The sequence below is a fragment of the Elizabethkingia miricola genome (assembly GCF_001675285.1).
GTDB lineage: Bacteria > Bacteroidota > Bacteroidia > Flavobacteriales > Weeksellaceae > Elizabethkingia > Elizabethkingia miricola.
Window position 1 is genome coordinate 55,031 of record NZ_LSGQ01000028.1, and the last position, 19,895, is coordinate 74,925.

The 19,895-nt window shown below is 34.6% G+C and carries 22 protein-coding genes and 1 tRNA gene; 10 read left to right on the forward strand and 13 right to left on the reverse strand.

Going from position 1 to position 19,895, the window contains the following annotated elements; genetic code table 11:
• Nucleotides 1-51 precede the first annotated feature (51 nt).
• The 3 genes from ATE49_RS12910 (at nt 52) to ATE49_RS12920 (ending at nt 2,342) form a co-directional block, all read left to right on the forward strand.
• Nucleotides 52-621: an RNA polymerase sigma factor gene (locus tag ATE49_RS12910; RefSeq protein ID WP_065082528.1), complete on the forward strand. Its 570-nt coding sequence runs from the start codon at nt 52-54 to the stop codon at nt 619-621.
• Nucleotides 618-1,934, forward strand: a complete 1,317-nt coding sequence (locus tag ATE49_RS12915; RefSeq protein ID WP_065082529.1) for an outer membrane beta-barrel protein — start codon at nt 618-620, stop codon at nt 1,932-1,934. Before ATE49_RS12910 ends, ATE49_RS12915 begins: the two co-directional genes overlap by 4 nt.
• A 177-nt stretch (nt 1,935-2,111) precedes the next feature.
• Nucleotides 2,112-2,342, forward strand: a complete 231-nt coding sequence (locus tag ATE49_RS12920) for a hypothetical protein (protein WP_065082530.1) — start codon at nt 2,112-2,114, stop codon at nt 2,340-2,342.
• Nucleotides 2,343-2,791: 449 nt separating this feature from the next.
• Here ATE49_RS12920 and ATE49_RS12925 read toward each other — a convergent pair.
• Nucleotides 2,792-2,865, reverse strand: a tRNA-Ala gene (locus tag ATE49_RS12925).
• Between the two features lie 104 nt (nt 2,866-2,969).
• On the opposite strand from ATE49_RS12925, the gene ATE49_RS12930 reads away from it, so the two are divergent.
• From ATE49_RS12930 to ATE49_RS12960, 7 genes are read left to right on the forward strand one after another with little or no spacing between them, the layout of a single operon-like run.
• A complete protein-coding gene (locus ATE49_RS12930; protein ID WP_065082531.1) occupies nt 2,970-3,506 on the forward strand; it encodes a C40 family peptidase in 537 nt (178 codons plus the stop codon).
• Nucleotides 3,507-3,554: 48 nt separating this feature from the next.
• Nucleotides 3,555-4,367: a 2,3,4,5-tetrahydropyridine-2,6-dicarboxylate N-succinyltransferase gene (locus ATE49_RS12935; RefSeq protein ID WP_035592102.1), complete on the forward strand. Its 813-nt coding sequence runs from the start codon at nt 3,555-3,557 to the stop codon at nt 4,365-4,367.
• A gap of 11 nt (nt 4,368-4,378) precedes the next feature.
• Nucleotides 4,379-5,587 (forward strand): glycosyltransferase family 87 protein, encoded by a 1,209-nt coding sequence (locus tag ATE49_RS12940; protein WP_065082532.1) that lies wholly within the window; start codon nt 4,379-4,381, stop codon nt 5,585-5,587.
• Entirely contained in the window at nt 5,574-6,500 is a 927-nt protein-coding gene (locus ATE49_RS12945) for a glycosyltransferase family 2 protein (RefSeq protein ID WP_059154110.1), read from the forward strand. The genes ATE49_RS12940 and ATE49_RS12945 overlap by 14 nt, the downstream gene beginning before the upstream one ends.
• The gene (locus tag ATE49_RS12950) at nt 6,501-7,274 is read left to right on the forward strand and encodes a polysaccharide deacetylase family protein (protein WP_065082533.1); all 774 of its coding nucleotides are present in this window, start codon (nt 6,501-6,503) and stop codon (nt 7,272-7,274) included.
• The gene (locus ATE49_RS12955) at nt 7,271-8,374 is read left to right on the forward strand and encodes a glycosyltransferase family 4 protein (RefSeq protein ID WP_065082534.1); all 1,104 of its coding nucleotides are present in this window, start codon (nt 7,271-7,273) and stop codon (nt 8,372-8,374) included. The genes ATE49_RS12950 and ATE49_RS12955 overlap by 4 nt, the downstream gene beginning before the upstream one ends.
• A 24-nt stretch (nt 8,375-8,398) precedes the next feature.
• A complete protein-coding gene (locus tag ATE49_RS12960) occupies nt 8,399-9,340 on the forward strand; it encodes a proline dehydrogenase family protein (RefSeq protein WP_065082535.1) in 942 nt (313 codons plus the stop codon).
• 201 nt (nt 9,341-9,541) lie between these two features.
• On the opposite strand, the gene ATE49_RS12965 is transcribed toward ATE49_RS12960, so the two are convergent.
• The 12 genes from ATE49_RS12965 to ATE49_RS13025 all read right to left on the reverse strand — a co-directional run bounded on the left by ATE49_RS12965 (nt 9,542) and on the right by ATE49_RS13025 (nt 19,799).
• Entirely contained in the window at nt 9,542-9,862 is a 321-nt protein-coding gene (locus ATE49_RS12965; protein ID WP_065082536.1) for a DUF962 domain-containing protein, read from the reverse strand.
• A gap of 119 nt (nt 9,863-9,981) precedes the next feature.
• Nucleotides 9,982-10,710 (reverse strand): tryptophan synthase subunit alpha, encoded by a 729-nt coding sequence (gene trpA, locus ATE49_RS12970; RefSeq protein ID WP_065082537.1) that lies wholly within the window; start codon nt 10,708-10,710, stop codon nt 9,982-9,984.
• Between the two features lie 17 nt (nt 10,711-10,727).
• Entirely contained in the window at nt 10,728-11,909 is a 1,182-nt protein-coding gene (trpB, locus tag ATE49_RS12975) for a tryptophan synthase subunit beta (RefSeq protein WP_065082538.1), read from the reverse strand.
• 9 nt (nt 11,910-11,918) lie between these two features.
• The gene (locus ATE49_RS12980; protein ID WP_065082539.1) at nt 11,919-12,578 is read right to left on the reverse strand and encodes a phosphoribosylanthranilate isomerase; all 660 of its coding nucleotides are present in this window, start codon (nt 12,576-12,578) and stop codon (nt 11,919-11,921) included.
• 15 nt (nt 12,579-12,593) lie between these two features.
• Nucleotides 12,594-13,376 carry an indole-3-glycerol phosphate synthase TrpC gene (trpC, locus tag ATE49_RS12985; protein WP_065082540.1) on the reverse strand — a complete coding sequence of 261 codons (783 nt, stop codon included), beginning with the start codon at nt 13,374-13,376 and terminating at the stop codon, nt 12,594-12,596.
• Between the two features lie 76 nt (nt 13,377-13,452).
• Nucleotides 13,453-14,442 (reverse strand): anthranilate phosphoribosyltransferase, encoded by a 990-nt coding sequence (gene trpD / locus ATE49_RS12990; protein ID WP_065082541.1) that lies wholly within the window; start codon nt 14,440-14,442, stop codon nt 13,453-13,455.
• A 6-nt stretch (nt 14,443-14,448) separates the two neighbouring features.
• Nucleotides 14,449-15,018 (reverse strand): anthranilate synthase component II, encoded by a 570-nt coding sequence (locus ATE49_RS12995; RefSeq protein ID WP_065082542.1) that lies wholly within the window; start codon nt 15,016-15,018, stop codon nt 14,449-14,451.
• A 19-nt stretch (nt 15,019-15,037) separates the two neighbouring features.
• Entirely contained in the window at nt 15,038-15,406 is a 369-nt protein-coding gene (locus tag ATE49_RS13000) for a four helix bundle protein (protein ID WP_065082543.1), read from the reverse strand.
• A gap of 6 nt (nt 15,407-15,412) precedes the next feature.
• Nucleotides 15,413-16,840: an anthranilate synthase component I family protein gene (locus tag ATE49_RS13005; RefSeq protein WP_065082544.1), complete on the reverse strand. Its 1,428-nt coding sequence runs from the start codon at nt 16,838-16,840 to the stop codon at nt 15,413-15,415.
• 253 nt (nt 16,841-17,093) lie between these two features.
• Complete coding sequence (locus ATE49_RS13015; RefSeq protein WP_065082546.1) at nt 17,094-17,504, reverse strand: DUF695 domain-containing protein; 411 nt, start codon at nt 17,502-17,504, stop codon at nt 17,094-17,096.
• The gene (locus tag ATE49_RS13020) at nt 17,488-19,167 is read right to left on the reverse strand and encodes an amino acid permease (RefSeq protein WP_078794969.1); all 1,680 of its coding nucleotides are present in this window, start codon (nt 19,165-19,167) and stop codon (nt 17,488-17,490) included. Before ATE49_RS13020 ends, ATE49_RS13015 begins: the two co-directional genes overlap by 17 nt.
• A gap of 161 nt (nt 19,168-19,328) precedes the next feature.
• Nucleotides 19,329-19,799 (reverse strand): DinB family protein, encoded by a 471-nt coding sequence (locus ATE49_RS13025; protein ID WP_065082547.1) that lies wholly within the window; start codon nt 19,797-19,799, stop codon nt 19,329-19,331.
• Between the last annotated feature and the right edge of the window lie 96 nt (nt 19,800-19,895).

Consider the following 19,895-nt stretch of genomic DNA (forward strand, 5'->3'; position numbering starts at 1 on the left):
TACTAGTATATGTACACCCTTTTTACTCATTAATATTTGAGAATACTGTAGATGCCCCAAGAAGATAACCCAGAAATAAGGCTGGTGAAACGATTAGTTATAAAAGAACAAATAGCCTGGAAGGAATTATATAATTCTTATTCAAGGGAGCTTACATCTGTATGCAGGAGATACCTGAAAGGGCAGGATGATATACATGATGTATTGCAAAATGGCTTTATAAAAATGTTTCACAATATAGATTCTTTTAAATATATGGGGCCAGGCTCTCTGAAAGCCTGGATAATGCGTATAATTATTAATGAGGTCCTACAATACATAAGAAAATTTTCAAAAATGGAATTTTCGACAGCTGATGAAGAGCTTACAATCTTGGATAATGATGAAGAACCAGAGTTAACCGATTTTTCTATGGAAGATTTGCTCACAATGATAAGGTCATTACCTGATGGTTACAGAATTGTTTTTAATCTTTATGTGTTTGAAAGTAAAACGCATAAAGAAATTTCAGAGTTACTTTCTATAAGTGAAGGCTCATCCGCATCTCAGTTACATAAAGCAAAAAGAAAGCTTGTAAATCAAATTAATACATGCAAACAATTAAAAAATAAAGGGCTATGAAAGACAAATGGTTAATAGACCTGAAGAATAAAATTGAAGGTCATGAAGAGAATCCACCAGAGGGATTATGGGATAGTATTGAAAATAAAATATTCCCTGAATATGTAAATGATTATGATAAACAAAAGACAAAGTTCAGATTAAATCATATAATAAATGCTATAGGTGTTGCTGCTACAGTTGCCTTATTAGTTTCTGTAATATTTTTTTATGAAGAAAATGAAGTCTTTAGTCACAGAGTTTCGAAGAAATATGTAATAAATAAATCAGAAAAGTCCGACCTTTCAGAGCCATTACTGTTTGATAAATTAGAAAAAAATATATCAGATGTAAATTATAAGACTAATCAGGAAAATAATCCGCATTTTATTTTCAATAAAGTAAAGTATGATTCAAATGACCGGATTGAAGCAAGCTTAAAAAAACAAAATACAAAACAAGATAACAAAATTGATAATCAGATAAATAAACTGAAGGATGAAATAGTTAACAAATCAGAAGATTTGGTTTTGACCTCAGTAATTAAAAATAAAATTGATACAAGTCCCTATAAATCAGAATTACCTTCGGGAAGAGAATTTGTTCAGTTAGATAATAATGATGTAAAGAGTAAATCAATTGTTGATAGTAAATGGTCATTAAATTTTACTTCAAGACAGACAGCCTCTAACTCTTCTACTCAAAAAGGCTACACTCTTATGAATGGCCCTCTTGAAGCTTTACCCTATGATGGAGTTGAAACAGCTGAAAGCCCAATATCTGAAATATTAACTGAAAACATGAATCAGGAAGTTAATACCAATATTAAACACAGGCTTCCAATAAGAATTGGATTGTCGGTTTCTTATCAGTTGAATGATAAATGGTCTGTTACAACCGGACTCATATATACAAAACTTACTTCAGATCTTTTGTCGGGTACGGATGCCAATCAGATAAAAAGTGAACAGGTTATAAAATACATTGGTGTTCCTGTTCAGATTAATTATAATATTTGGCAGAAAGGAAACTTAACTACTTATGTGGGTGCTGGTGTACAAATTGAGAAATCAATATCCGGAATCATGAATACCGATTATATTGTTCATCACCAGGTAAAAGAAAGTACATCTTCAAAAATTAGAATAAATTCATTACAAACTTCAATGAATATTGGATTAGGTGTGCAATATAAGGTTTACAAAAACTTTGGTGTCTATTTCGAACCAGGCATGCGTTATTATTTCAATGACAGAAGTGATGTTAAAACTATTTATAAAGATAAACCATTGAATATGAATTTGGAATTTGGTCTAAGATATTTTATTCATTAATTTAAGCCAAATAAGTAAATAAAATATATCTGGAAGCTCAGTAGTAAAAGGCTTTGATAGGAATTAATAATATACTGAATAAAGGTTATTTTTATATAAGAAACAGCAATAGTTGTAATTAAATATAAATTGTATAATTGGAATTAGTATTTTTACGTCCGATCAAAATGTATAAACATGAACATAAAACTACTAATTTTTTCAATTTTTGTATTAGGCACTACTATTGCCTGCAAAACTGATAGAGATGAGAATTCAGTTATTGCTGATGCATCTGTATCAATTAAAAATATATCCAATAAAATTAAGCTAAAAAAAACACAACCCGCTAAAACTGCAGAGGCTAAAACAGTTTTGGTGAATCCATCAGAAACAATAGATCCAACAAAATCGGACAGACCTAAATAAAAAACAGCCCTAGAAATAGGGCTGTTTTAATTATCCATATGGACAACATATTTCGAATGGTCTCGAACCTATTGGGACGCATGCATAATATGGTCCATCATTATTGGTGCATTGTGGACAAAGTGCCATATAACAAGCTTGGCCACCATTGATTTTTCTTAACTCAGATTTCTGAATTTTTTTCATGATAATATTTATTTATTTGGTTGAGTTGTAAATATAATTATAATTCTAATTGAAGTGATATATTTATTTTGAATTAACTAGTAATACAACATCATAGTTCACTGAATATGTATTATTAGTTTTAATTGAATAGTTCTATTAATAAGCTTTTCTCGCAATAAAAGCGCAATAAAAGAAGGAGTATAGCTATAATAAAAATCGTAAAGTTCGTAAAATAAAAAACAGCTATAACTAATTTAGTTATAGCTGTTTGTAATTAAATGTGGAGAATATGGGATTCGAACCCATGACCTCTACACTGCCAGTGTAGCGCGCTAGCCAACTGCGCCAATCCCCCGATACAGTTGCAATAGTAAATATTTTTTTGGACGTGTACAAAATTTTTCACAAAAAAATACGTTATAATCCTATGTAATCTATATTTTTCTTAATTTTAGGTCTATGATAAAAAAGATATTCTTACTCAGTATTTTTTCTTTATTCATTATTTCATGTTCTTCTTCCAAGGTCGTTACCAAGAGACCTACGGGTGGAAAAAACTATGGTAAGAACTATGCCTTAAGAAATCTTAACTCTAATTTCAGCGGAAGTAATTCCCGAAAAGTAGACAAGCTTTTGCGTACTGCAGAAGATTATATGGGGACACCTTATAAATTTGGTGGCGTAACCAGATCAGGAATGGACTGCTCAGGATTTATTACTACGGTATATGACAGTCAGGATGTAAACCTTCCGCGAAGATCCGAAGATCAGTCTCGTGAAGGCAGAGAAATTTCTATAAAAAATGTAATTCCAGGAGATCTTTTATTTTTTGCAACTTCCGGAGGCTCACGGGTTTCTCACGTTGGAATTGTCCATACAATTACAGGTGGAGAAGTCAATTTCATTCATGCTTCTACAAGCAAAGGGGTGATGATCTCTTCACTGAATGAAAAATATTGGAATAAAGCCTATTTAAGTGCCAGAAGAGTCTTATAAATTTATTAAATTTGTCACTTTAAATTCACTAAAACTATACTAAGCATTATGAGTTTGCAAGAGACAATTGAGAAAATCTGGGATAACAGAGATTTACTACAAGATAAAGAAAACCAGGAAATCATTCGTGAGGTAATTATGCAGTTGGATCTGGGAGAGCTGCGTGTAGCTGAACCTACTGAAAACGGATGGCAGGTAAACGAGTGGGTGAAGAAAGCTGTGGTAATGTATTTCCCTATTCAGAAGATGACAACTATTGAGGTTGGTCCTTTTGAATTCCATGATAAAATCCCGTTAAAGAAAAACTACGCAGATAAAGGTGTAAGAGTTGTTCCTCATGCTATCGCAAGACACGGAAGTTTTGTTGCTCCGGGTGTTATTATGATGCCTTCTTATGTAAATATCGGTGCTTACGTAGATAGTGGTACAATGGTAGATACATGGGCTACAGTAGGAAGCTGTGCACAGATTGGTAAAAATGTTCACCTGAGTGGTGGTGTTGGTATCGGTGGTGTATTAGAGCCATTACAAGCAGCTCCTGTTATTATTGAAGACGACTGTTTCGTAGGTTCCCGTTGTATTGTTGTAGAAGGAGTTCATGTAGAAAAAGAAGCTGTGTTAGGTGCTAATGTTGTGCTAACAGCGTCTACTAAAATTATCGATGTTACCGGTGATGAACCAGTAGAATTAAAAGGTCGGGTTCCGGCGAGAAGTGTAGTTATTCCGGGAAGTTATACAAAGAAATTTCCGGCTGGGGAATTCCAGGTTCCTTGCGCCCTTATTATAGGTAAAAGAAAAGAATCTACAGATCTTAAGACGTCATTGAACGACGCTTTAAGAGAGCATAATGTAGCTGTATAGATTTCTTTTACATGATACGAAATACTGTTTTTAGACTTTGGTCTAAATACGGAAAATTCATAGAGCAACCGAAATATATTTTTAGTATTTATATTTTGGTTGCTGTATTTTCTGCTATTGCCAAATACAGGGGAGGTCCGTCTAAATACAACAACTATCTGATCTTTAAAAATGTTTTCAGAAATACCCTCCTTCAACAAAATCTTTATTTAGAATATCCACTTTTTCATTCTGACAAAAATCATTATGGGATAATATTCAGTGCTCTTATTGCGCCGTTTACTATTTTACCGGATTGGCTGGGAATGATTTTATGGAATATTGCCAATGTAGGTTTATTTATTTACGCTGTAAAGCAATTACCACTTTCTGAAAAAATGAAATCTTTTTTCGCCTGGTTATGCTTTCAGGAGCTTATTACTGCTATGGTAAGTTTTCAATTTAATGTTGCATTAACAGGGCTTATTATACTGTCGGCCTGTTTTATTTATCAGAGAAAAGAAAGCCAGTCGGCTATTGCTATCCTTTTAGGAACTTTTGTGAAAATTTATGGTATAGTAGGGCTTAGTTCATTTTTCTTTGTCAGGAATAAAAAGAGGTTTATTGTAACACTGATTATTGGTACTGCTGCATTTCTGGCTATTCCTATGCTTTATTCATCCGTACATTTTGGACTGCAGTCCTATACCGATTGGTATGTTGAGCTGGTGAAAAAAAATAATGATAATCAGGTTCTGGGAAACATGCAGGACATATCCTTAATGGGGATTGTAAGGAGAGTTATGGGAGATGCCAATATATCCAATTTATGGTTTATAGCTGTTGGGTTACCATTATTTGCTTTGCCATACCTTCGGATTAAACAATATAAAAATCAGGCTTTTCAGCTGATGATATTAGCTTCAACTTTACTGTTCACTGTACTGTTCAGTTCCGGTTCCGAATCTCCGACATATATTATTGCAGTTGCCGGAGTTATGATCTGGTATCTTATTCAGAAAGATAAAACTACTTTTGTAAATAGTCTGATGCTATTTGTTTTGATTTTAACCTGTTTTAGCATGTCAGATTTATTTCCTAAATATGTGAAACAAAACTACATCATAAAATACTCTTTAAAGGCATTACCTTGCTGCATTGTATGGTTTAGAATTACTTATGAACTACTGACAAAGGATTTTAATAAAAACTATCAATTGCAACAAAATGAAGAAAATTAATATTGTAATACCGGCTCATAATGAGGAAAAGAATGTTCCTATAATGAGGGAGCGTATCGCCGCTGTATTTTCTTCATTAAAGGATTATACTTATGAGATCATCTTTGTTAATGATGGTAGCAGAGATACTACCCAGCAGGTTCTTGAAGACCTTGCTGCTCAATATCCTGAGGTAAGGTATATAGAGCTTTCCCGTAATTTCGGACATCAGGCAGCTTTGAAAGCCGGACTGGATAATGCTGATGGGAATGCTGTGATCTCTATGGATGGTGATCTGCAGCATCCACCAGAGCTGATTCCGCAGCTTATTAAAGAGTGGGAAAACGGACATGATATCGTATATACCATTAGAAGGTATAATGAAAATATTTCTTTAAGCAAAAAGCTGACTTCAGATATCTATTATAAAATAATCTCCTCAATGTCTGATTTTACTATAGAGAAGGGAGCGGGGGCAGATTTTAGATTACTGGATGCAAAAGTTATAGAAGAAATAAGACAAAATCATGAGTCTGATCTTTTTATACGTGGATTGGTAAAATGGGTAGGTTACAAACAGAAAGGAATAAAATTTGTTGCTGCTGATCGTGAAAACGGAATCAGTCAGTATACCATAAACAAAATGTTTAAGCTGGCATTAACGGGAGTAACCTCTTTTAGTGTAAAACCTTTATATTTTGCTGCTTACCTGGGTTTTTTCTTTTCCGCTTTATCACTACTATATGTGCCTTATGTTATCTATTCATTTATGAATGGAAGTGAAATATCCGGATGGGCATCCCTAATCATGACAATAGTCTTCTTTGGAGGGCTGCAGTTAGTAATGTTGGGTATTATAGGTATTTATTTGGGAAAGGTATTCAAACAGGTTAAAGACAGACCCCTATTTATTATAAGATCTAAAAATTTTTAAATGATTCTATTAAGTTTTGACATAGAAGAATTTGACATGCCTCTGGAATATGAGGGAACAATCCCGTTTGAAGAGCAATTACAAGTTTCAAGAAACGGATTACAGAATATATTAGCCATTCTAAAAAAACATAATGCCAAAGCAACTTTCTTTTCAACAGTTGTTTTTGCAGAAAATAATAAAGACCTGATTGAGCAACTGCTTTCAGACGGTCATGAACTGGCATCGCATACTTGGTATCATTCAGCGTTTTCAATTGAAGATTTGAAGAAATCCAGAGAAAGACTTCAGGAAGTCTTTGGTACTGATATTATCGGACTTAGAATGCCAAGGATGATGGAAGTAGATGCTGCAGAAGTAGAGAAAGCTGGCTATACTTATAACTCGTCAGTCAATCCTACATGGCTTCCGGGAAGATATAATAACCTGAAAGTTAGCAGAAGATATTTTCCGCAGGGAAATATACTTCAAATTCCAGCTTCGGTTTCGCCATGGAGAGTACCTTTATTCTGGCTGTCATTTCATAATTTCCCTGTGAATATTTACAGATACTTAGCAAAGCGTGCTATAAAAAAGGATGGATATCTTAATATTTATTTTCACCCTTGGGAATTTATGGATATTACTAAAAAAGCCTACGCTTTACCTTCTTATACATCTGTAAATACAGGTGATAAAATGGTACAACGATTCGATGAATTTGTACAATGGCTGAAGCAAAATCAATATACATTTGGTACTTTTAAAGACTTCTTAGAAATAACTAAAAAATGAAGATAGGCTACGACGCGAAACGCTTCTTTCATAACACATCGGGACTCGGAAATTATTCACGTGATTTAGTACGTACACTCGCTGAGTATTTCCCGGAAAATGAATATTTATTGTTTGCCAAAAATCCGTCTGAAAGAACCAAAAGCCTTTTGGAACGCGGGAATGTTATTTTCAAAAAAATAAGCAAGGGTAATCTTGCCCGCCAGATGAAAATGGGAGAAGATGCCCAAAATGAAGGATGTGATATTTTTCATGGTTTATCCGGTGAACTGCCGATGAAATGGAATAATAAAAAGATAAAAAAGATTGTAACCATTCATGATCTTATCTTTCTCAAATATCCTCAGTTCTATTCTTTTTTTGACCGTAAAATACATACATGGAAGTTTAAGAGAGCAACAAAAGATTCAGATCTTATTATTGCAATTAGCGAGCAGACCAAGAAGGATATTATAGAGTATTTTAAAACTCCCGAATCCAAAATAAAAGTAATTTATCAGACATGTCACGAAGCTTTTAAGCAGAGTTTTTCAGAAGACGAATTTACCATTGTAAAGGCTAAATTTAACCTGCCGGAACGCTTTATTCTGAATGTCGGAACAGTGGAGGAACGTAAAAACTTATTTTCAGTTGTAAAAGCAATAAAAGGAACCGATATTCCATTGGTTGTTGTTGGAAAAGAAACTAAATATTCCCAGAGAATCAGAAGATTCATAAGCCAGAATGAAATGGAAGGGCAGGTCTATTTTCTTACCAATGTGAATATGACTGAACTGGCACAGATCTATCAATTGACAGACATATTTATTTATCCTAGTTTATATGAAGGTTTTGGTATTCCGGTTATAGAAGCTCTTTTCTCTAAAACACCTGTTATCACAAGTAATGTAAGCTGTCTTCCTGAAGCAGGAGGACCGGATAGTCTTTATGTAAATCCAACGAATACAGAAGATATAAGATCTAAAGTATTACACTTATGGGAAAATCCTGATGAAGGAAAAAGAAGAGCAGAATATTCTTTTCAGTTTGTTCAGAAGTTTAATGAAAAAGAAATTGCTGAAGAGGTAATGAATGTTTACAAAGAAGTAATTACAGTTTAAAACGGTAGTATATAATTATAGAATATGGAAGAATTACTGGCAATAGGATCTCAATCACTTCGAAAAGCAGCATTAAATGAAGATGTAAAAGCTTATATATTACAAAATGAATCATTATTCAAAGTATTAAAAAAAGCTGCAAATCGATACATTGGTGGTGAAAATTTATCTGAAACGGTCAATAAGGTTACCAAAGAAAATTCTATGGGATTTAAGTGCTCTATAGAGTTTATGGGAGAGAGCACACGTACTGTAAAAGAAGCATTGGAAGCAAAAGATGAATTTATAAATATTTGTCAGACAATTCATAACCAAAATTTAAACTCTACGATATCACTGGATTTATCTCACATAGGGCTCGCAATTTCAGAAGATTTGTGTTTTGAAAATATTTCAGCTATTTGTAAAGCAGCTGGAGATAAGGAGGTTATTGTAAGTGCAGAAGGTACTGAACGGACGGATGCAATACTAGAATTGTATAAAAAAGCTTCCAAAGATTTTTCTAACTTGTCGATAACACTGCAAGCATATCTCCATAGAACAAAAGATGATTTTATAGATATCATTAAAGAGAAGGGAAGAATACGTATGGTAAAAGGAGCATTTGAAACAGAAAAAGATTTATCACTTTCGCGTGGTAGTGCTTTGGACAATCAATATCTGTATTATGTTGAACAATTGCTTTCTCAACAACATTTATGTTCTATCGCTACACATCACCATGAAATCCAGCAAGAGGCTAAAGCTCTTATCAATAAATACAAACCTGGAAAAGAAACCTATGAATTTGAAAGCTTATATGGTATACAGACTGAACAGTTAATCAAATTAAAAGAAGAAGGATATCCTACCAAATTATATTTTGTATACGGAAAGGAGTGGTATCTCTATGTTTGTAATCGTTTAGCTGAATATCCTCTTAATTTGTTTCGGGCATTACAGGATGTTATGGAAGAGAATAATTAGTAATAAATAATAAAAATAAAAGGCCGCTTTTAAAGCAGCCTTTTATATTAGTAGGATTCAGATCCTATAAATCGACATATATTTCGAAGTTTTAGTCCATATATAATCCATATTCTGGTTCTAATAGAGCATCCGAATTCTTACAGAATTTTTTAATTACATTGCTGTGGTTTAACTATTTGAAATGTTATTCAGACGTGATTAGTTCTGATAACATTTAAATTTTTGTTTGCTTATTAATAATTCAAAGAAGAGTCTGAAATCTGAAATCAGGCTCCATAAAGGGTAGGTAAATGTTGCCGGTTTGTTCTTTTCAAAAAATGCATGGCCAATCCAGGCGAAACCATATCCAACGACGGGAACAAACCAAAGGAGGTAATATTTCTCTGAAAAAAGCGAATAGAACAATAGGATAAATACTAATGCAGTACCTGTAAAGTGTAATATTCTGCAGGTATAATCTTTATGCTCAGTAAGGTAAAAATTATAAAAATCTTTATAGTTATCTATTTTCTGGGCCATGATAATAGAATTTACTACTAAGTTAATTAAAATCAGATGACTATGATAGATAAAATTTCAGCCACTTCATATTTTGAGAAGTGGCTGAAATATATTTTGTGTGTTTTTGAGACGTATTTTTATTTAATGGATTTGATAAATTCTGCAGCTTTACTTTCCCAGTTTTCATTCTCCAAAAGAATTTTCACAAAAGCCGAGCCTATAATGGCACCATCTGCATGCTGCGCAACTTTATCGAAGTCAGCTTTGTTTTTAATACTAAAACCAATAAGAACCTGATTTTTCAGATTTAAAGATTTCAGTCGTTTGAAATAATCATCATTATTGATCTCCTGATTGGTACCGGTAGTAGAAGAACTGCTTACGGCATAGAGAAATCCTGAACTTAAGCTGTCCAGATACTGAATCCTTTCATCAGAAGTTTCCGGAGTCACCAAAAAAGTAAAATTGATACCATATTGCTCCAAAATCTTTTGATATTTCTTTTCAAATTCTATAGGAGGTAAATCGGGAAGTATTAATCCGGAGACACCAGATATTTGACATTCCTGGCAGAATTTTTCGAAACCGAATTTTAAAACAGGATTCAGATATCCCATAAGAATTACCGGAATGTTGATTTCATCTTTTACGGTCTTCAATTGTTCAAAAAGCTTAGCAATGGTCATTCCGTTTTGTAAAGCCAATTCATCGGATTTCTGAATAACAGGACCATCTGCAACAGGATCACTATAAGGGATTCCCACTTCTATCATATCGGCACCGGCAGACTGAATAGTCTTCATTATTTGTGCTGTGTCATTCAGCTGAGGAATTCCGGCAGTAAAATATATATTGAGTTTTTTCATTGTTTAGAGATTAAAAGTTAAGCTAAATGCTTCAAATAAGTTTCCATATCCTTATCACCACGTCCACTAAGGCATATTACAACAACATCCTCTTTATCAAATTTTTTCTGGTCCAATACAGCTAAAGCATGTGCAGATTCCAATGCAGGAATAATTCCTTCAAGTCTGGTAAGCTCAAAAGCAGATTTTAATGCTTCATCATCATTTATACTAAAAAACTCTGCTCTTTTTTCCTGGAATAAATGCGCATGAAATGGACCAATACCCGGATAATCCAGCCCTGCAGAGATGCTGTAAGGTTCTATAACCTGTCCGTCTTCTGTCTGCATTACAAGACTCTGACTGCCGTGTAAAATTCCTAATGTTCCCAAAAAGGTAGTTGCAGCGCTCTCACCGGAATATTTACCCAGGCCGCCAGCTTCTGCAGCAATAATACCAACACCGGGTTCATCTACAAAATGATAAAAGGTTCCTGCTGCATTACTTCCACCACCTACACAAGCAATAACGTAATCAGGATTCTCGCGTCCGATATGTTCTTTCAGTTGGAATCTTATTTCTTCACTTATAATACTCTGGAATCTTGCCACCATATCCGGAAAAGGGTGAGGACCTACAACGCTGCCAATGATATAATGGGTTGTAGAAGCATTGTTAATCCAGTCTCTTAAAGCCTCGTTTACAGCATCTTTTAGTGTTTTGCTTCCGGACGTTGCAGGGATTACAGTTGCGCCAAGCATTTTCATTCGGGCAACATTTGGAGCCTGGCGGGCAATGTCTATTTCGCCCATATAAACAATACATTCCAGTCCCAATAGAGCACAAGCCGTTGCGGTAGCCACACCATGCTGGCCAGCTCCGGTTTCTGCAATAATTCTGTTTTTGCCCAAGCGTTTTGCCAGCAGAGCTTGTCCTAGTGCATTATTAATCTTATGAGCACCTGTATGATTCAGATCCTCTCTCTTCAGATATATATTTGTCTGGTATTTATCGCTGAGATTCTTTGCAAAATAGAGTGGAGTAGCCCTCCCTACATAATCTTTAAGCAGAGCATTATATTCTTTTCTGAAATCATCACTATTGATAATATCCAGATAATTGTCTTCCAATTCTTTTACATTTGGATAAAGCATTTCAGGGATAAATGCTCCGCCGAAATCTCCATAATATCCGTATTGATCAGGATTTTTGTATTTCATTTTTAGTTTTTATAAATGTTGGATATGTTGTATAAATTCTTGTATTTTGTCTAAGTTCTTGTCTCCCGGACTATTTTCAAATTTGGAGTTGATGTCCAAAGCAAAAGGTTTTGTTTTTAAGCTTTCTATTGAGGCTATATTTTCAGAAGAAATTCCTCCGCTTAGCAAATATGGTTTTTGTAAATCTAAGTGATCCAGGACCGACCAGTTAAATGTCTCTCCGGTTCCGCCATAAGCTTTTGAGTCGGTATCAAAGAGAAGCAAATCTGCGTAAGTCTCAAATTCTGAAATTTTAGATTTAAGTACTTCGGTATTTACCTCCTGACCAATCCGAAATACTTTAATAATCTGTGTTTCCGGAAGAAGCTTTTTCAGATTGAGTATATATTCTATATTTTCGTCACCATGCAGCTGTATGTAATTCAAATGTGCCTGTTTAGCAATATCAGAGACTATAGCAACATCTTCATTTACAAAAACACCAACCTTTCCCAAATGCTTTATTTCTGATATTTGTTCCAAATTCAAATGGTTCAGAACATAACGTGGTGATTTTGGGTAGAATATAAATCCAATAAAATCAACTCCGGATTTCTGTAATTCCTGAATCTGACTGCGGTGTGCTAATCCACATACTTTAAGTTTCGGTTGATAGTTTTGATTTCCCATAGTTACACTGTTATATTATTTCATAGTTACATTGGATGAAAATTCTTTGAAATTTTGTCCGGGATTTTCTCCTTTCATAAAATATTCTCCCATCAGGAAAGCATCGAAACCTTTCTCCTTTAAGAATAAGAAGTCTTCGGTATTGTAAATTCCGCTTTCTGCAACGGATAATGTTTCTGTTGGAAGAAGGTTTTTAAGATTAACAGAATGCTGTAAATCTACTTTAAAGTCTTTTAGATTACGATTATTAATACCAACAAGATCAATATCAGAATTGAAATGTTTTAATTCCTCTTCAGTATGAATTTCTAAAAGAACTTCCAAGCTTAATGAATGCGCCAATGCTGTAAATTCAGAAACCTGCTCCGGAGACAAACAAGCTGCAATAAGGAGCACTACATCAGCTCCCATAGCTTTGGCTTCATAGAACTGATAAGTATCGATCATGAAATCTTTACGGAGAATTGGGATGTTAATATGTTCTCTTACGGCTAATATATCTTCTTTTGATCCTCCGAAGAATTCTCTATCTGTAAGAATAGAAATACCACTTGCTCCATATTTTTCATAAGATGAGACAACAGAGAGTGGATTTTGGATATCATTGATAATGCCTTTAGAAGGAGATTTCCTTTTAAATTCGGCAATAATGCCGCTTTTATTTTTTACACTTTCTTTTAATGATAAAGTCTTACGTGAGAAGAAAGCGTTGTCTTTTAATTCTTCTATTGAAATAAGTTTCTTAGATGCTGCTACTTCCAGCTGTTTTTGAGTAACAATTTTATCAAGTATATTCATCTTTTTAGTTGTCAGTTATTGGTTGTTAGTTAAATTATTAACCATTAGTTATTTCACTCTATATAGTATAAGAGTTTTAGCTCTTAACCAACAGTTGCAAACTTCTAAATGCTTTCCCACTTTCCAAGCTTTCTCTGCTTAATGTCAGACAAGAATCGTAGTCTCCGTACTTACCTGTATTCTTTAAAGCCATTGCAGCATTGGCTAATACAACAGCATTCTGCTCGTAAGAACCATTACCCTTTAAGATATTCAGGAAAATTTCTGCTGCTTCCTGCTTACTTATACCACCGAATATACTATCTGCCGTGATCGTTTTAAAATGTAAATCTTCTGCAGAATAAATTTCTTCTCCTTTTTCAGAATAAATTTTAGTATCCTGTGTAAGGCTAATCTCGTCATATCCGTCTAAAGCGTGTACCAGCATAAACTTCTCTTTTTGTTTTTGAAGTAAATATTGGTATATACGTGCAATTTCCGGGTTGTAGACACCAATCATGGAATATTTTGGTTTTGACGGATTTACCAATGGCCCAAGAATATTAAAGAATGTACGAAGCCCAAGGTTTTTACGAAGTGGTCCTACGGCTTTCAACGCCGGATGGAAGAGTGGGGCGTGGATAAAACAGATGTTGGCTTTTTCCAGATCCTTTTTCAGATCTTCAGCATTGTTTTTAAACTGATAACCTAATTCTTCCAATACATTTGAAGCCCCACTTGTAGAAGAAACGCCATAATTACCATGTTTGGCTACTTTTTGTCCTGTTCCGGCTACAATGAAGCTGGCCAATGTTGATATATTGAAGGTGTTTTTTCCGTCTCCGCCTGTACCTACGATATCAACAAGATCATTAGTTCCTAAATCTGCAGGAACAGCTAATTGTAATAATGCCTCCTGAAAACCTTCTAATTCAGCAAGTGTAATATTCCTCATTAGAAATACTGATACAAAAGCAGTGACTTCGTTTTCATTGTACTTGTTTTGTGCAATTTCACTAAGTATAGCTTTCGCCTCAGCTCGTGAAAGTGTATGATGATCGAAAAGGTATTGTAATATCTGTTTCATGGATTATTAAGCATTTAAAAAGTTTCTAAGAATAGTTTCACCTTGTGGTGTAAGGATACTTTCGGGGTGAAACTGTACAGCGTGAACATTGTAGTTTTTGTGCTGCAGCGCCATGATCATTCCTTTGTCGTCTACGGCTGTTATTTCCAATTCTTCAGGAAAGTTTTCATTAGCTACAGCCCAGCTGTGGTATCTTCCGGCTTCAAAGTTTTCAGGTAAATTTTTAAACAGTAATGTGTTGTTTTTTATAACCTGTACATCAGTAGCCACACCATGGTATATTTCTGAAAGGTTAATAAGGCTTCCGCCAAATGCTTCTGCAATAGCTTGCTGACCAAGGCATACACCAAAGATTTCTTTTTTTGGAGCATATTCTCTGATCAAATCCAGAAGTATACCTGCTTCAGAAGGAACCCCTGGTCCTGGTGAAAGAATGATTTTGTCATACTGATCTACTTCAGCAAGTGTGATTTGATTATTTCTGATTACGTCTACAGAATGTCCGACTATTTTTTCAATGATCTGTACAAGGTTATATGTAAAACTATCGTAATTGTCAAAAACTAATATCTTCATAATTGTTAATTCTCAATGGTTAATTGTTAATGTTATTTTTTGTGGTTTTAATAATGCTTGTTATCAATTTTATGATCTCAACAGCATCTTCATTAATACTTTCAAATTCTTGGGCTGAAAGATAATCAGTAGCCTGAAATAATTCCAGCCAGTAAATCGTTTCATTAATTTCTTTTTGAGCGATAGATAGCTTATGTATGAAGTCTGACTTACTTTGTGCATGTTCACCTTCTCTTATCATTGCACCTACACTGGTTCCGCTTCGTAATATCTGTTTGCTTAAAATAAATTCTTTTTTATCGCTTGATAAATACTGATAAAGCTTTATGATTCGAACCGCAAAATCAAAACTTTTCTGTTTAATGATATTATCTTCTTTCATAAGCATTAACAATTAATAATTAACCATTTTATTTGCTTTCTTTAAAGCAGATTTTAGAGCATTTAATTTGTTTTTCACTTCCTGCACTTCACTTTGAGTATCGGATTTTGCAACAACTCCGGCTCCGGCCTGGTAATAAAGTGTATTGTTCTTACTAAGTAATGTCCGGATCATAATAGCCTGATTACAGCTTCCGTCGAATCCTACAAATCCGATACAGCCACCATAGTAACCTCTGGAAGTTTTTTCATATTTATCAATAAGTTCCATCGCCATATATTTTGGAGCACCACTTAGTGTTCCTTGTGGGAATGTTGTAGCAATCATTTCAAAAGGATTTGTTCCTACAGCAACGTCTGCAGTAACTTCGCTTACCATATGAATAACATGAGAGAAGAAGTGGATTTCTTTTAATTTGGATACTGTTGTGTTTTTACCCATTATGCTAAGGTCATTTCTTGCAAGGTCTACAAGCATTGTATGCTCAGCATTTTCTTTTGGATCTTTTCTTAGTGCTTCAGCTGAAGCCAGATCAGTTTCTACATTTCCGGTACGCTTAAATGTTCCGGCGATTGGATGGATGATTGCTTTCTGATCTTTTATAATCAACTGGCTTTCCGGACTGGAACCAAAGATTTTGTAACTTCCGTAATCGAAATAAAACAGGTAAGGGGATGGGTTGATATTTCGCAACGCTCTGTAGACATTGAATTCATCTCCTGAAAACTGTTGCTCGAATCTGCGGCTGAGTACCATCTGGAAAGTATCGCCTCTCATCGCATGCTTTTTAGCCATTTCTACTAATTCAGCCATTTCTTCATCAGTAAGGTTGGACTTCTCCTCATCTTTTGTTTCAAAAGGAAATACAGGCGCATTTTTTTGATTGATAAAGGTTTCCAGAGTAGAGAAATCAGATTCCAGACCTTTGATTTTATTCTCGAAAATTGTCATTTCATCATTGAAATGATTGATGGCGATTACGTATTGATATAACCTGTAACGCATTAGCGGAATATCGGTTTCCGGAGAAGCTGGCTTGAATTTGACAGTATCGAAGAATTGAACAGCATCGTAGCTGGTGTATCCATATAATCCCTGTGCCAGATTTGCCAATGGATGCTCAGATTTTTCCGGAATAAAACAATTAGAAAATTCCTGTAAAACCTGTGTGAGTTTTTCACTTCCTAACTCGTATTTTTCGGGTGCCTGATTAGGGAATTTAACTTCTATTTCTGTAAGGCTTTTAACCTCAATACCGGAAATTGCATTTATACAGATAAAAGAGTAGTTGTTATTTGTATTTTGGTTTCCGGCACTCTCTAACAGAATCGTATCGCGGTAACGGTCGCGAAGACGAAGATAGATTCCTATAGGCGTATACAGGTCGCTCAGATAATTTTTATGTTTGGTTGTAATGTTAATGTTTTGGTTAAAATTCATGGTTTAATATTGTAAGTATGGTTAAAAAAAAGACTTCGACACAATATGCCGAAGTCTTAAACTCTTTTCTAATATTATTTATCCTAATTATAATACATAGAGGAAGCGTCCAGATCCGACATAGATTTGGAAAGCCACCACCAGTTAGTATTATTAGTATTAAATTTCATATGTATTATAAATCTGCTTTGGAGCAGTTAATATTTTATCGGAGCAAATGTAAATATTTTTTTGATATAAAAAATACTTTCTGCTATTTTTTTGAATAAAAATTTTTATAAAACTCCCAATTCTCATCTGTATCATGTATGATATCCAGCTCTGTTTCTACATTAGCAGCCATATTAATGGCAACAATTGCACTGTGTACATCGGAAGTGTATACATACCATACTCTTCTGTTTTTACCGGTAAAGGATAGGGCTAAAATAGCTTTGCCATCCTTCGCAAATTCCTTTTCAAATTTATGCTCAAGATTATCCAGTTTACCGAGCATAGTTTCGTCCGGTAGATTTGTTCTATCATTTCCTCTGAAACGGTAAGCAATCTCTAAACGCTGAGAATATTTTCCGGAAGCAATGTGTTCATCAATGTTTTCTTTACCACGAAGGAATACAACATTTCCTTCTTCATCGTGAAACCTGTAGTTAAACCAACTGCTCATATTTTTTATTCAGTTTACTATTTTTATATCCGTAAGTAAAGTAGATTACCAATCCTATTGCTAGCCAGATCAGGAACATTGTCCAGTTGGACAAGCCAAGTTCTGTCATTAGATACAGATTGAATAAAATACCAAGTATAGGGATTAATGAAAATTTGTATTTAAGAGCAGCTATAGCAAGACCTGCCCATACCGCTATGAAAATAACAAGCAAGGGCTTCTCTGCAATAGACTCTTTAATCTGGGCAATGCCAAACTTATTATATACAATGATACCTGTTGCTATCAATAAGATTCCTATCAGATATTTACCATTAATGTATGGGATCTTGAATTTAGCAGTTTTGCTGTATCCTTTGTAATCCAGATATAGGATTCCGGAACATACCATAATAAAGGCAAAGAATGTACCTACACTGGTTAAGTCTACCACAAACTGCATATCCAGGAACATAGCCGGAAGCCCAACCAAAATACCGGTGATAATAGTAGAGTAGCTAGGTGTTTTGTATTTAGGGTGAATTTTTCCGAATTTCTTTCCTAGAAGACCATCACGGCTCATTGTCATCCAGATTCTTGGCTGTCCGATCTGATATACAAGAAGAGCACTGGTAATTGCGATAACAGCACTTACAGAGATTACGCCTGCAATAAAATTCATTCCTACTTTCCCAAAAACAAAGGCTAAAGGATCATCTACACGCAATTCTTTATAGTTCACCATTCCTGTAAGAACAAGAGATATAATGATATATAAAACAGTACAAACTACCAGTGAATAGATCATTGCTCTTGGCATATCGCGTTGTGGATTTTTACATTCTTCGGCAGTGGTGGATATTGAGTCGAAACCAATAAAAGCAAAGAAAACTGCTGCTACACCTTTTAGAATTCCGCCCACACCATTTGGAGCAAAAGGAGACCAGTTTTCTGGCTTTACAAAGAAAGCACCTGCAACTATAACTAAGGCAATAATACCTAGTTTTAGGATTACAAGACCATTGCTTACATTTTTGGATTCTTTAATCCCTACAAACACCAATGCAGTAATTAATACAGTAATTAAACCTGCAGGCAAATCGAAAAGGATATGTAAATTTCCAATAACAGGAGCTGTTTCATATGTTTTGGCTGCAGCAATAATATTACTTGGCAGGTGTTCTCCGACTTTAGCATGTAAAACCTGCTCGTAAGCACGTGATGCAGAACCTGCATCTATTGCCAGCCAATCGGGCCACTTTATACCAAATCCCTGAAGCATAGAAGTGAAATATTCGGACCAGGAAATAGCGACTACCATGTTCGATACAGCATATTCCAGAATAAGTGCCCAGCCAATAACCCAGGCAAAAATTTCACCCAGAGAAGCATAAGCATAAGTATAGGCACTTCCACTTACAGGAATCATAGATGAGAATTGTGCATAACACAGCGCTGTAAAAATACAAGCTACAGCAACCATTAGAAATAGTAAGCTTACTGCAGGACCACCGTCATAAGAAGCCCGGCCTATGGTACTGAATATTCCGGCACCAATAATGGCTGCGATTCCGAAAAATGTTAAGTCCCTTACGCTAAGGATTCTTTTTAGACCAGATGGATCTTCACCATCTTTTTTCGACGCCAGGTCGATTATATTTTTCCTTCTGAAAAGTTGCTTCATAAGTTGGACTTTATAGTTGAGAAGCACAAAAATAAAATAAAATATAATAAAGCTTTAATAAAAATTAACATAATGTTAATTCCCGGAAAGAAAATATCTGGAAATCAATGGCAGAGTAGCAGATGCTATTTTAAATAAAGATTAGGTAAAGTAAGACTGAATTAAATGTTTGTAATAAGCTTTCTGATAAGAGATATCTGCCCCAAATGATAATAACAATGTTCAATCATTCCTTCAATATTTCTAAGGTTAGTACCATACTTTTCATCTATAAAGGCTTCCTGTAATTGTTCATCAGATATTTCTTCCACTTTGGCAGCAAACATTTCTGCATTTCTCATAAAATCATCTGTAAGCTTCTGCCAGTCTGCTTCATTTTCTACAGGAGGCAGATCAAAACTATACTGATCTTTTATTTCAAGTTTTCCTGTATTAAAAGCCTGCAAAACTCCTGAAAGATAATAATTAAGATGAAAGGTAAGTGCTGCAATGGTATTCAGATTTCCAATCTTATGGATAGCTTGCTGCCAGGTAATCAGTTGTAATTGTTCTTTACAGTTGGTATTGGCTATCCAATGTCCGTTGAGAAGCACTTCACGTAATCGATTGGCAATGCCGGTACTTTGTTTCATGATGCTGCATTTTTATTACACTTAATTTTTGATACAGCTAAAATTACAAATTATTCAGACTCAATTTTATAAAGTTAATTTATGCTTTTTTTAACA

Coding starts and splice junctions, on each gene's coding strand:
- ATE49_RS12910 (WP_065082528.1), top strand. CDS start 52: ATGCCCCAAGAAGATAACCCAGAAATAAGGCTGGTGAAACGATTAGTT.
- ATE49_RS12915 (WP_065082529.1), top strand. CDS start 618: ATGAAAGACAAATGGTTAATAGACCTGAAGAATAAAATTGAAGGTCAT.
- ATE49_RS12920 (WP_065082530.1), top strand. CDS start 2,112: ATGAACATAAAACTACTAATTTTTTCAATTTTTGTATTAGGCACTACT.
- ATE49_RS12930 (WP_065082531.1), top strand. CDS start 2,970: ATGATAAAAAAGATATTCTTACTCAGTATTTTTTCTTTATTCATTATT.
- ATE49_RS12935 (WP_035592102.1), top strand. CDS start 3,555: ATGAGTTTGCAAGAGACAATTGAGAAAATCTGGGATAACAGAGATTTA.
- ATE49_RS12940 (WP_065082532.1), top strand. CDS start 4,379: ATGATACGAAATACTGTTTTTAGACTTTGGTCTAAATACGGAAAATTC.
- ATE49_RS12945 (WP_059154110.1), top strand. CDS start 5,574: ATGAAGAAAATTAATATTGTAATACCGGCTCATAATGAGGAAAAGAAT.
- ATE49_RS12950 (WP_065082533.1), top strand. CDS start 6,501: ATGATTCTATTAAGTTTTGACATAGAAGAATTTGACATGCCTCTGGAA.
- ATE49_RS12955 (WP_065082534.1), top strand. CDS start 7,271: ATGAAGATAGGCTACGACGCGAAACGCTTCTTTCATAACACATCGGGA.
- ATE49_RS12960 (WP_065082535.1), top strand. CDS start 8,399: ATGGAAGAATTACTGGCAATAGGATCTCAATCACTTCGAAAAGCAGCA.
- ATE49_RS12965 (WP_065082536.1), bottom strand. CDS start 9,862: ATGGCCCAGAAAATAGATAACTATAAAGATTTTTATAATTTTTACCTT.
- trpA (WP_065082537.1), bottom strand. CDS start 10,710: ATGAAAAAACTCAATATATATTTTACTGCCGGAATTCCTCAGCTGAAT.
- trpB (WP_065082538.1), bottom strand. CDS start 11,909: ATGAAATACAAAAATCCTGATCAATACGGATATTATGGAGATTTCGGC.
- ATE49_RS12980 (WP_065082539.1), bottom strand. CDS start 12,578: ATGGGAAATCAAAACTATCAACCGAAACTTAAAGTATGTGGATTAGCA.
- trpC (WP_065082540.1), bottom strand. CDS start 13,376: ATGAATATACTTGATAAAATTGTTACTCAAAAACAGCTGGAAGTAGCA.
- trpD (WP_065082541.1), bottom strand. CDS start 14,442: ATGAAACAGATATTACAATACCTTTTCGATCATCATACACTTTCACGA.
- ATE49_RS12995 (WP_065082542.1), bottom strand. CDS start 15,018: ATGAAGATATTAGTTTTTGACAATTACGATAGTTTTACATATAACCTT.
- ATE49_RS13000 (WP_065082543.1), bottom strand. CDS start 15,406: ATGCTTATGAAAGAAGATAATATCATTAAACAGAAAAGTTTTGATTTT.
- ATE49_RS13005 (WP_065082544.1), bottom strand. CDS start 16,840: ATGAATTTTAACCAAAACATTAACATTACAACCAAACATAAAAATTAT.
- ATE49_RS13015 (WP_065082546.1), bottom strand. CDS start 17,504: ATGAGCAGTTGGTTTAACTACAGGTTTCACGATGAAGAAGGAAATGTT.
- ATE49_RS13020 (WP_078794969.1), bottom strand. CDS start 19,167: ATGAAGCAACTTTTCAGAAGGAAAAATATAATCGACCTGGCGTCGAAA.
- ATE49_RS13025 (WP_065082547.1), bottom strand. CDS start 19,799: ATGAAACAAAGTACCGGCATTGCCAATCGATTACGTGAAGTGCTTCTC.